Origin of the sequence: Prosthecobacter sp. (assembly GCF_044222565.1) — a bacterium.
Classification (GTDB): Bacteria; Verrucomicrobiota; Verrucomicrobiia; order Verrucomicrobiales; family Verrucomicrobiaceae; genus Prosthecobacter.
The window spans coordinates 1-11,772 of sequence record NZ_JBGANA010000014.1; the positions used below are offsets into that span (position 1 = coordinate 1).

The following is an 11,772-nucleotide window of genomic DNA, read 5'->3' on the forward strand; positions in this document are numbered from 1 at the left end:
AGCTGGCGGGAGTTGAAAACGGGGTGCAATGTCCCCTGCATCGTTTGGTGCATGGTCGTCGGGTGCTTTTTGTGTCGCAACTCCAAGTAACCACGCTCTCAGCTCCAAACGATGCTTCTTTTAACTTCGGTATCCGGGATGAACGCAGCTACCGCTTTCCGCAGGCCAACACACCTCGCGCGTCCCACAGCCCGCCCGTCCACCACTCCACCACTCCACCACTCCACCACTCCACCGCTCACCGCTCACCGACTACTGACTACTGATCACCGTCCCCCACCTCACGGCCGCAGCACCTTCCCCGTCACCGAGCTAAACTCCCCGCTCCCTGGCTCAAACGGATACCTCTCCAAAAACGCCTCCGGCAGCCGCACTCCCAGCCCCGGCGTATCCGCCAGCCGCACACGCCCGTTCTCAATCACCGGCGGCTCAATCCACAAATCCGTCAGCAGCGGCGCAACGATGTGCGTGTTCAGCTCCGGCCGCGTCGGATTATACGCCGCCATCTCGCACACCGCCGTGTTCCGGCTCGCAAACGCCGCATGCAGATTCGCCGCCACACCCGGCGTGGCCGACCACGCATGCGTCGCGATAGACACTCCCTGCAATTCACAAAGCCGCGCGATCTTGATGAAGTTCATCATCCCTCCCATGAACGACGCATCCAGCTGCGCCAGCGCAAACGGCTTGTGCTCCAGCCAGTCGCGCCACTCTTCCAGACTCGTCAGCGTTTCACCACCCGCCACCGGAATCGTCGTCGAGCGCCGCAGCTCACCATACGCCCGCATGTCCGTATAAGGCAGAGCCTCTTCAAAAAACCCGATGGGATACGCCTCCAGCGCCTGCAGCACAAACTGCGCCGTGGGCAAATTCCAGATGTGATCCGCCTCACCCAGAAAATCCATGTGAGCATCCAGATTCAGCTGAAACGTGTCACCAAAACGCTCCCTCAAAAACTCCACCTTGCTCACCTCCACATCCCTCGCCTCCTGCGCCGTGCGCGAGGCCAGGATGGGATGCCCCGGCCGGTACAATCCCGCGCCCAGCTTCACCGCGTGAAAGCCTAGGCTCAGATACTGCGCCACCTTGCCCTCCAGCTCACCGCGATCATGCGGACTCGTGCCACCCGTCGCGTAGCACGGCAGCGTCTCATGGCACCGACCGCCCAGCAGCTCATACACCGGCACCCCCAGCGCCTTCCCCTTCAGATCCAAAAGTGCAGACTCAATCCCGCTCAGCACGATGGAGCCCAGCCCCACCCGTGCCCAAAACTTCCCCGCCGTAAACATCCGCCGGCTCAGCACATCCACCTCCAGCGGCGACTGCCCCACCAGGATCGGCTCATAAAACTTCACGATCTCCGGCACCATCTCCGGCACAAAGTAGCCCGCATACGTTTCTCCCAGACCCGTCAGCTCCGTATCTGTCTCGATCAGGATCAGCGCCGCCGAACGTCGCACACGCGACTTCATGAAAATGTCCCGCTGCGGCGCGGTGGTCAGCAGGGTGCGAACAGCGGTGATTTTCATTGGAGGTCGTCAGGTGGAATGATGTTCAGCAGCGCTTCACCCGCAGCATAGCGCCGCGCATTCTGCCGAAAAATGTTCAGCAGATCCCTGCTGTAATGCGGCGAAAACGAAGTCCCCGAAATATGCGGCGTCAGAATCACCTGCGGAAAGCGCCACAGCGGATGCTCAGCCGGCAGCGGATACTGATAATGCGTGTCCAGCGCCGCGCCTCCCAGATGCCCGTCCCGCAGCACCGCCAGCAGCGCCTCCTGCTGAATCAGCGGCCCCCGCGCAGGATTCAGCACAAAGCTCCCCTTCCTCAACGTCCGCAGTTCCACCTCGCCCACGATGCCATCCGTCTTCTTCGTCAGCGGCATCGCCAGCACAAGAAAATCAATCCCGCTCAAAAACGCCGTTTTCTCCTGCTCGGTAAAATACCGGTCCGGCAGCGAACCATCCGGATCGCCCGTGCCTTCGATGCAGGTCGAATCCGCGCGCGACTTCACCCCCGAACGCGTCAGCGCATGCACCCTCATGCCAAAGGCCTTCGCCAGCCGCGCAGTCTCCCTGCCAATGCCTCCATAGCCCCAGATGCCCACCGTCTTCCCTCGAATCTCACCCGTAAACTGCGCCGACCGCTCCCAGATCGCCGCATCCTGATGCCGGATCAGCGTGCGCAGATCCCGCACCAGATTGATCATCATCGCGAGATTCCATTCCGCGATCGGGCAGTCAAAAATCCCCCGCGCATTCGTCACCATGACCCCACGCTCGCCCAGCCGATGCGGAAACAAATGCGAATAACCCGCCGACTCAATTTGAAGCCACTTCAGATTTTTAAACGCCACCAGATTCGGCGGCGGCTGCGCGGCAAACATCACCTCCACCCGTTCCGCCTCCTCTTCCGGCCACGCGTCTCCCGCAGCAAGTCCCCGCAGCACCCGCACCTCCAATTCATCGATCACCGGTTCCGCGCCCGGCGCGGCTTCCATAAACGGCAGCCCGGTTGTAAGGCAGAGCGGTTTCATGGCAGCCAGCTTGGTTGATGTTTTCGCAGCAGCCCAAGATAATGGCCAAACCACTCCTCGCTCACCCCCTCGTATGGCGGCAGCAGCCGCAGCGGAAACTCCGGATCATGAATGCGGCAGAACAGCTTGTCATACGCACCATCCATATGCGCACTGCTGCCCACCGCTTCTTTGAAGGCATCAATGAGCCCTCCAAAGTCCGCGGCGATGGCTTCAATCTTGGCTGCATCCCGATCTCGCCCCGCGTGAAAATACTCCCTCGCCCGCGCAAAATTCGTTGAGGTAAACGAAATCAAAAAGCCACACTCACTCATCAGCGCCGCCTTCGCAAAACCCGCCTCCGTGATGAAGTGCTGAAGCTGCGGCGCATCCGCAAACAAGCTCTTCAGCCGCGCCTCATCCGCCGTGCTGTTCTTCGTCGCCACCAGGTTGGGAAACTTCCCCGCCAGCCGGCCATACTCCGTCCCCGTGATGATGCGCCCCGTGCGCATCAGGTTGTAGTGCAAAAATTCCGCCTTCGGAAAACGCCCGCAGGTCTCCCGAAAAAAGGTCTGCATCTCCGCATCATTCAAAACTCCCCAGCTCGGCAGGCTGATCTGAAACCGCGTCGCTCCCATCTCCATTGCCCGCTCAATCCGCTCAATGACGGTCGGCAGCGACTGGCTGATCAGTCCCACCATCCCCTGCACCCCATCCCCCTTCGTCTCATCCAAAAACACATTCGTCACCTCATCAAACTGCGACTCCGTCACCGCATACCCCTCCCCCGCCGTGCCAAAGATATAGAGATCACGAATGCCGCTCTCAATCTGATGCCGCACCGATCTCCGAAAAATCTCCTCCTCAAACTCGAAGCACTCATTCCATGGCACACAGCACGTGGCCAGGATGCAGGATCGGTATCGTTTGGCGGTGCTCATGGCTCACTTGCTCTTCAGCTTCTCCATCACCGCCGCAGGCGGCTCCCACCCATAGCTGCGCTTCTCATTCCCGTTGTAGGCGCAGGTCACCACGAAAAGATCCGCCGCCTTCGTCTTCTCCGGCGGCAGGTTGATCTGCACCTGAGTGTACCCATCCGCAAACCATGCCTGGTAGCCATCCGTCGCGCTCTCCTTCAGCGTGTGCCCGTTCACCGCCACATCCCGCAGCGTCGGCGACTTGTAGGGAATACGCAGCCGAAACCCGATTCCCTTTTGAATCGGCTCACCCTTCGTCGCCTCACGCGGATCAGACGTGAACTCATACTCCGGTCCCGCTTTGACAAATTTCTCGATCGCATCCGCATCCACACCGGGCAGCTCTCTCAGGTTCGCTACAAACTTCGCCGGATCATTGTCCAGCGCCGCAAGGCCTTTCGGCGTCACCGCGCACACATAAGTCGCCCGCCCGTCATACTCCGGATACATCATGCCATCCGCAAAAGTCGGCTGGCGATTCCACAGCTCTGCCCGGCTCTCACGCCGCTGCGTGGCCGTCTCGCCGTAGGCCGTCACAAAACGCCCCGCCCGCGCCCGCACCCGCGTCACCGGATACCCCGAAAACTTCTCGCTCACCCATGGCTTGTTTCCCAGCGCCAGAATCCCGCACACCCTCGCCACCCCGCTCTCCTCCCACCCGATCTCTGTCGTCGAGATCATGGTATGATATTTCATGTAGCCATAGAACATGGTCCGGAAGCGCTGCGGCCTCGGCGCATTCCACAGCCGGCTGCGAAACACATCATGATCCGGATTGTAAAAACAGCGCTGCGCATCTGCCTCCGCCCGGTCAGAACCATACCCTGCATCCTGCCCCGCTTTCACCATCGCCTCCGTCACCCGCGGGTCCCACGGCCTCACCCCGCAGTTCGAATACGAACACGCTGAAACCTCAAACATCGTTTGTCCCTTCAGCATCGTGCGGTCGCCCATCTTGTCGTCTGGAAACGCCTGCAGTCCCGTCCCATGCAGGTCCAGATGCACATCCGGCTGGAACTCGTCCACAATCCCAAGAAACGCGCTCAGCTCCGGCGTCCGCTTCGGCACCGCCAGCTTCAGCTTCGGCAGATCCCAGTAGCCAATCTGTGAATCATACAGGTCGATCTTCTCCTTGTTGTTAAAACGATCCGTCGTGAAAAACGCATACGGATTCGCAATCGGCACGATCAGCACCACCTGCTTCTGCCGCGTCTCCTTCGCCATCTCAGAATCTCCCAGCAGCCACTCGATCAGCTTCAGCGTCGTCGTCGTCCCAGATCTCTCCGGCCCGCCATGCAGCGCAGACACCAGCGCCACCTGCTTGTCTTCATCCGATACACTCGCATCCGTGATCTTCACCAGATACACCGGCTGCCCCTCATGCGACTCCCCACGCTTTTGCAGCGTGAACAAACCCGGATTCTGCTCCGCCCAGTACCTCAGCGTCGCATCATACTCCTCAAACGTGATCCGGTGAATCTTCTCCATCCACACTGGTTCGGCACAGCAGAGCAATGGCAGCATTAGAAAAGCAAAGATCAGTTTCATGGTACAAATTGCAGCGCAAAGAGATCAGCATCCTTCAGTTCAAATCGCAGCCACACCTTCTTCCCGGCAAGACTCCCACCCTTCCACACCACCTCATGGTTGATGTGGTCGCCCTGGATCGGTTTGCAATCACCCGCCGCGAATCCCGGTATCACCTTCCCCTCCACATCCAACACCTCCACCCGCGTCTCTCCCCGACTGATCAAATTCAGCACCAGCTTGCTTCCATCAAAAGTCAAAGGCTTCGTCACCACCACCCCATCTTTTGCCGAAACCGACACACAACCGTCCACTCGAAACGTGAACCGGCGGATCCTGCTTCCCGGCCCCTGGTAGTAAGCCTCGCTCGCATAAACGGACAGCTCCCGCTCCCTTCCAGGAAGTTGCAGCACCCCACACGTCATGTAGTTGCTCCGGTTCCAGTCTCTGTCCTTCGGCGCCGTAATTGGAATCAGCGGCTCCTCCCACCGCTTGAAGTTCACCCCGTCCCGGCTGCTCATAAACACCGGCTCCACTTGCGAATGTTTCGGCTGGTAACGCGTTGGAAATCCGAACATTAGCTGCGGTGCCCGCGCATACGGTCGCACCGCATTCGTGTACAGCTGCACCTCGGGCGCATCCTTCCCATAGGCCAGATCCTTCTGATTCTCCCAGTGCAGGAAATCCTTCGAAGTCGCCGTCCGAATCGCCCGCACTCCCTTCGGCTTCCACCCCCGCTCATCCGTATAGCCCCCGGTGAAGTAGCGCCAGTACGCCCGATATTCTCCACGTTCCGCATCGTAGAAAGCCGTGTTCTGCGAATCAAACGACCCCGCTGTAATCACCGGCTCCTCCCGCATGCGCGTCCAGTGCAGCCCATCAGCCGACTGGTAGGCTTGCAGGCTCGGCTTCAGCTTGCGCGTCTTTTCATCTCCAGTGCTCGCCAGGGCCTTATAGCGCGCTTCAGGTGGGCAGTTCGGATTGGCATCCTTGAACGGCGCAAAGTTGGAGCAACCCTCTCCCATGCGGATGATGTTGTTCTCCTTCGATCCGTTAAACTCCACCAGCCCCAGCTTCGGCTTCACCCAGGTGATGCCGTCACGGCTCTCCGCATAGCAGGTCACTCCGGGCTGGCTGGGCCTTCCGCCCTCCTCACCATGATGAGAGCCGCGGTAGTAGCAGCGGAAAAGATCACCATCCTGAAACAGCGTGAAGTAGCCTGAAGTGTTTCCTTCCCACAACTCCGTGCAACTCAGCGCCACATCATGCGCCTCCGGCTTGTGCAGTTTCAAAGCCGCACCCTCCATGCGGTCGATGATGTGCTCGTCCACAAACAGCTCCCGCTCCGCCGCACCAAGGCTGAGGGTGAGACAAAACCATGCGCACAATGAGTTGAGAGTCGGCATAGAAGACGGGAGAAAACGTGTCGCTTTGACCGTTCTCTCCCGTCAATGCGCTTATATGCGCTGTCCTGCTCAAATCAGCCGTCGATGTTCCAGCCGTCGCGATATTCCTTCTTCATGAAGGCGTTCGCTTCCGGCGTGTCCGGGCTGGTGCCGGTCTTGCCATCGTACTGGATCTTCTTGCCCGTGCGATAGGCCACCAGACCGAGGAGCATCATCTCGATCATGTCCGCGCTGTAGCCAAAATTGCACGCGGTGGGCTTGCTGGGGTCACGGCAGGCGTCAAACCACTGCTTCTGGAAGTGGCCGAGGTCCGGCAGCATGTCTTCCTTCTTGCGTGGCTTGTAGTAGCTCATGTCCGCGTCGTTCCCGTAAGGGAGGATGAGGCGTGAGTCGAAGTCGGCAATGAGGAAGCCCTTCGTGCCTTTGAACATCGCTCCGTGGCTGATCTTGGTCAGGTCGATCTGTGGTTTCGGTGAGCTTGGCATCGCGCCGCCCTGATACCAGGCCACGGTGATGGGTCCGCGCCAGTCGTTCGCAGGCAGTTCAAAGTGGGACTCGCATTTCACCGGCGTCACATCGGAGTTGTAGGCGTCTCCCTTGGCCTCGGCGGAGGTTGGCAGTCCGCCGTCCACGGCGTTCCACAGCAGGTCCATCGTGTGGCTGCCCATGTCGCCGATCTGTCCTGCACCGAAGTCCCAGAACATGTTCCAGGAGAGGCAGTTGGCGCCGGCTCCGCCGGAGAAGTAGGCCGGATTGTAGGGGTGGAAAGGCGAGGGGCCAAGCCACAGGTCGTAGTGGAATCCCGCAGGCGGCTGACCTTCCTCGGGGAAGTAGCCGGGCTTCGGAATCTGGCGGTTGCCCCAGGCATAGGCGGCCTTCAGCTCCCCGATGGCGCCATCACGGATCAGTTCGCGCACACGGTTGAAATTCGGGTTCGCATGGCGCTGCATGCCCACCTGCGTCGCAAGCTTGCCCTTCTTGGTTTCCCAGGTGGCGCGCACGGTGCGTGCTTCATTCACCGTGATGGCCAGCGGCTTCTCGCAGTAGCAGTGCAGGTTCCGCTTCAGCGCCCAGTTGGCGATGAACGCATGCGTATGGTCCGGCGTGCAGACGACCACGGCGTCCAGACCCTTGTGGTCCAGGCACTTGCGCCAGTCAATGTAAGTCGTGGCATTGGGGAAGCGCTTCAGAGCATCCGGGAAGCGTGCTTCATTGATGTCGCACAGCGCCACCACATTTTCCTCCGAGATGGAGTCGTAGTGCGCCAGTCCGCGGCCCCACACGCCGATGAGGGCGACGTTGAGCTTGTTGCTGGGGGCATTCTGTCCAAACAGCGGACGGGTGATCATGCTGCCGGCGACGAGGCCGGCGGCGCCGACAAAGCGGCGGCGGGAGAGAGGCGTGGGTTGGGTGCTCATGGCAACGCATGAAACGGCACGGAAGGTCATTCTCAAGCACCAAGCTGCACTGAATCCCGCTTTTCCCCCGGCCAGACCGGGCGGGAAAACGAAGCTTGCTTATGAGAATCCAATTTCAGAAAATGACCAATAACACCAACGCCATGGACATTCCTACCGCCGCCAAAACCCTGCTGGAGCACAAAGGCCGGGATATCTGGACCATCGGTCCCGCCGCCACTGTCTATCAGGCCATTCAGATGATGGCGGAGAAAAACATCGGTGCGCTCCCCGTGGTGGAAGGCACCAAGCTGGTCGGCATCATTTCCGAACGCGACTACATGAGCAAAGTGGCGCTGCATGGCAAATCCTCGAAAGCAACGCCAGTAAGCGAAATTATGGTGCGTGACGTGGTCACCGTGGGGCCGGATCAAACCGTCTCCCACTGCCTGGAAATCATCACCGAGCACCGCATCCGCCACCTGCCCGTGGTGGATGGGGACGAACTGCTCGGCATTGTGTCGATTGGCGACCTGGTGAAATGGACCATCGCCACCCAGCGCATGACCATCGAGCAGCTGAACGCCTACATCTCGGGCGGCTACTCCGCCTGATTCAGACCAGAGTGTTGGGCCGGCTCCAGCGAATCTTTCCCAGCAGCAGGTCACCTTTGAAGCCGTACTTCGGCAGCATGCCACCATCGGTCACCCACGACTCCTCCGGCGAGATGTTCGTGGTTTGGAAATTCCCCATCAGCGGCACCTCATCAGGCGCCTTGATGCCGTCTCCTTCCAGAGGCAGCACCACGCGCTCGGTCTCCCGGATGAGGCGCAGCGTTTTCAGATCCACCTGCGCCATGAAAAGGGGAGAACGCCAGCGAATGACGTTGAGATTACTGGCATCCTTGCGCGTATAAACGAGGTGCAGCGCCTCGCTGTGCGGCAGCCAGTGCTGCTGTGTGGTGCTCATTTCCAGCGGCGTACCATCCTCCCAGCACCAGGGCTGCTTCTCTTCAAAGTCCAGCCCGTCATCACTTGCCGCCACGTAACCGCGATTGTCCTCGGCCCGCAGCGTCACATAAGACTTCCCGCGATACCGCACCAGCGACGGCTCCAGCAGTCCGCGCCCTTTCGCGTGTTTCATTTCACGGCCCACTTTTTGAATGGCCAGCGTCTCTCCATCAAACGAGCAGCGTACGCCTGCGGCGGAGCGGCCCGTCTGCTGAGCGCCAAAAGACATCACAAAGGCGATGCTGCCGTCCTCTAGCACCTCGCGCTGACCGCAGTTGTTGGTGTAGATTGTTGCACCACGAGGATCATCCCATGCCAGTCGTTTCCGTCCGGACCACTGGCCGTTTTTATAGACTGCATACACCGGGCAGCGCGGCGGCTGCTCGCGCTCAAACCTGGGGCCGCGGTAGAACACATTATGCCCCAGTGCCAGCACGGTGCCGCTTTTTGCGTGGTATTGCGGCACCACGTCGCAGACACCTTCCTCGCCACGTCCGTCCGTGGTGGGGTCACGTCCCAGTGCCGGAATGGGCTGCGGCTCCGACCACGTTTTGCCCAGATCGCGCGACTCCATCCAGTGCACCGGCATAAAAAAGTCCGAGCCGCGGATCTCCTGCATTGTCATCAGCACCACCGGCCCGTCTTTGGACGGCATGAGGCAGGGCCGCGGATGGAACCACGACGGCCCGCTGCCATCACGCCCGCGCTTGAGCGTGATCTTTTCCACCGAGGCGATCAGCGGAGACACTGATTGCCCGGAGGCCAGACTGGCGGCCAGCATGCCCGCCGTACCCTGTCGGAGAAAATGACGGCGTTTCATGGAATCTGACGGCAAAAAAGTTACTTCGCCTTCGGTGCAGGCTTGGGCTTCTCTGGCAGGCCCTGGCCGGGCTTTGGATCCAGATTCGCCTTCATGTCTTCTTCCGTCACGGCCGAGGCCACGCCGCCTTCAGGGATCTTCGCCTTCGCGGTCCAGAGAATGGCGTTCAGCACCAGCTTGCGCTGGTCGTCATTCGCCCAGCCTTTGTGGTAGTGGCCGCCGGTGAAGCCAAAGCCGCGGCCGCCATCGGCGCGCTCGCAGGCCCAGGCCACGTGCTGCTTTTCCTTGTTTTTCACGGACTCGCGCACAGCTGGATTTCCGCTGTGTGCGCCGTCAGGGCGGCTCATGGTGGAATCAGGGGCCACATCGCTCAGAATGGGGGTCACGCCCTGCATGTTTGGGCGGAAGCGCATGTAGAAGTACCATTCGTCATTGGTGCCAAAGGGCTTCACCCCGGAGCTGATGGGGTGCACCGGCAGTTCCTTGAAGTTGGCATCCCAGTGCGGGTTCACGCTCCAGTTGATCTCGAAACAGCCGCCCATCCAGTCGATGAATTCCTTGCCACCCTTCTCAATGGTGGGCTCCACTGCGTAGTGCAGGGTCAGGAATCCGCAGCCGCGCTTCATTTCCTTGTCCAGCTGTGCCAGTCGATCGCCCTGCAGGGCTGGATGTCCGCCACCGCCGTCTGAGTAGATGACGACGGTGTCCGCAGCCGAAAGCTCCTCCTGGGAGGGCCACTCGCCGTTCAGGTGGAACTTGATGTCCACCGCGTCCGCCGTGTTCTGCTCCAGGCACTTTTTCAAAAGCTGGATGCCCGCATTGTGCTCGTGCTGCGCCGGGCCGTGGGAGGGCTTCCCAGCGATCATTACGATGTTTTTCTTGTCCGCCGAAAATGCGGAGCCGATGAGTGAGAAGACCAGAAGGCCGGTGAGCAGTTGCTTCATAGATTGGGGTAGGAACGTGGCAAGCAAACGCCCCAAACGCACGCGGCATTTCAGGAAGCTCCGCTGATCTTCTGGGTCCGCACGGGATCTGGCACGCCTTTCGCTACTAGTTTCCTTTACCCCAGCCCATGTCCATTTCCAAAAGCCGCCCGCAGACAAATGTTCTGTATGCCTTTGCCTTCGTCGGCCTGGTCATGGCGGTCTTTACCGTAGGCTACCGCCTGGCGGGCTGGTCGTGGAGTGATGCCTTCTACATGGTCGTCATCACCGCCTTCAGCGTGGGCTATGGTGAGGTGGTGCCCATCACCGATCCCTGGCTGCGGGCCTGGACAGTAACGCTGATTCTCTTCGGCTGCACCGGCATCATTTTCGTCACTGGTACGCTGGTGCAGTGGCTGACGGAGGCGCAGATTCAACGAGCTTTGGGAGGCAAACGCATGGAAAACGAAATCGAAAAACTCAACAACCACGCCATCATCTGCGGCTACGGCCGCATCGGGCGCATGATCGCCACCCAGCTGCAGGCGGGCGGCATCCCCTTTGTCATTGTCGATCAGGCGACTGACCGCGTGGCGGAAGTGCGGGATGCGGGCTTCCTCACGTTGCAGGGAGAGGCCACCGACGAGTCCGTGCTGAAGCATGCTGGCATCAGCCGTGCGCGGGTTCTGGCCACGGTGCTGCCAAACGACGCGGCCAATGTCTTCATCACGCTCAGCGCGCGCAACATGAACCCCAAGATCCAGATCATCGCGCGTGGCGAGGTTCCTTCCACGGAGCGCAAACTGCTGCAGGCTGGCGCAAATCGTGTCGTTCTGCCCGCGCACATCGGCGCGGACCGCATCGCCCACCTGATCCTGCACCCGAACACGCGGGACCTGATCGGCGGCAAGACGAAGGCCGGTGTCGATCTGGACCACCACCTCACGGAACTGGGGCTCGACATGGAGGAAATCGAGATCCGCGCGGACTCGCCCTGGGTGCACAAACGCGTCAACGAAATCGAAGATGGCCTCAGCGGCCGCATGCTGATCGTGGCCATCCTGCGCAAGGAAGGAGCCACCGACATGAACCCCAGCCCCAGCGCCATGCTCATGCCCGGAGACGCATTGGTGGTGATGAAGCGCGTCCTGAGGCGTGAGCGGACCTGAGACGACGCATTTTTCCCTCAAGCTGGCT

The 11,772-nt window shown here is 60.4% G+C and carries 10 protein-coding genes; 2 read left to right on the forward strand and 8 right to left on the reverse strand.

The annotated features are described in order from the left end of the window. Positions 1–281 precede the first annotated feature (281 nt). The 6 genes from ACILSR_RS19915 to ACILSR_RS19940 form a co-directional block, all read right to left on the reverse strand. Positions 282–1,529: a mandelate racemase/muconate lactonizing enzyme family protein gene (locus tag ACILSR_RS19915; protein ID WP_395751547.1), complete on the reverse strand. Its 1,248-nt coding sequence runs from the start codon at positions 1,527–1,529 to the stop codon at positions 282–284. Next, positions 1,526–2,536, reverse strand: coding sequence for a D-2-hydroxyacid dehydrogenase (locus ACILSR_RS19920; RefSeq protein WP_395751548.1), 1,011 nt, complete (start codon positions 2,534–2,536; stop codon positions 1,526–1,528). Before ACILSR_RS19920 ends, ACILSR_RS19915 begins: the two co-directional genes overlap by 4 nt. Beyond that, the gene (locus tag ACILSR_RS19925; protein ID WP_395751549.1) at positions 2,533–3,456 is read right to left on the reverse strand and encodes a dihydrodipicolinate synthase family protein; all 924 of its coding nucleotides are present in this window, start codon (positions 3,454–3,456) and stop codon (positions 2,533–2,535) included. The genes ACILSR_RS19920 and ACILSR_RS19925 overlap by 4 nt, the downstream gene beginning before the upstream one ends. Before the next feature lie 3 nt (positions 3,457–3,459). Beyond that, the gene (locus ACILSR_RS19930; protein ID WP_395751550.1) at positions 3,460–5,040 is read right to left on the reverse strand and encodes a M14 family zinc carboxypeptidase; all 1,581 of its coding nucleotides are present in this window, start codon (positions 5,038–5,040) and stop codon (positions 3,460–3,462) included. Further along, a complete protein-coding gene (locus tag ACILSR_RS19935) occupies positions 5,037–6,425 on the reverse strand; it encodes a hypothetical protein (protein ID WP_395751551.1) in 1,389 nt (462 codons plus the stop codon). The genes ACILSR_RS19930 and ACILSR_RS19935 overlap by 4 nt, the downstream gene beginning before the upstream one ends. A 74-nt stretch (positions 6,426–6,499) precedes the next feature. Then, the gene (locus tag ACILSR_RS19940) at positions 6,500–7,843 is read right to left on the reverse strand and encodes a Gfo/Idh/MocA family oxidoreductase (protein ID WP_395751552.1); all 1,344 of its coding nucleotides are present in this window, start codon (positions 7,841–7,843) and stop codon (positions 6,500–6,502) included. Between the two features lie 143 nt (positions 7,844–7,986). Between ACILSR_RS19940 and ACILSR_RS19945 the strand changes: the two genes are divergently transcribed. Continuing rightward, positions 7,987–8,436 (forward strand): CBS domain-containing protein, encoded by a 450-nt coding sequence (locus ACILSR_RS19945; RefSeq protein WP_395751553.1) that lies wholly within the window; start codon positions 7,987–7,989, stop codon positions 8,434–8,436. Between the two features lies 1 nt (position 8,437). Here ACILSR_RS19945 and ACILSR_RS19950 read toward each other — a convergent pair whose 3' ends face one another. Both ACILSR_RS19950 and ACILSR_RS19955 read right to left on the reverse strand, forming a co-directional pair. After that, positions 8,438–9,652 (reverse strand): exo-alpha-sialidase, encoded by a 1,215-nt coding sequence (locus ACILSR_RS19950; RefSeq protein ID WP_395751554.1) that lies wholly within the window; start codon positions 9,650–9,652, stop codon positions 8,438–8,440. Positions 9,653–9,672: 20 nt separating this feature from the next. Then, positions 9,673–10,596, reverse strand: a complete 924-nt coding sequence (locus ACILSR_RS19955; protein ID WP_395751555.1) for a ThuA domain-containing protein — start codon at positions 10,594–10,596, stop codon at positions 9,673–9,675. Between the two features lie 128 nt (positions 10,597–10,724). Here ACILSR_RS19955 and ACILSR_RS19960 point away from each other — a divergent pair, with 128 nt between their 5' ends. After that, complete coding sequence (locus tag ACILSR_RS19960) at positions 10,725–11,744, forward strand: potassium channel family protein (RefSeq protein ID WP_395751556.1); 1,020 nt, start codon at positions 10,725–10,727, stop codon at positions 11,742–11,744. Positions 11,745–11,772: the final 28 nt, after the last annotated feature.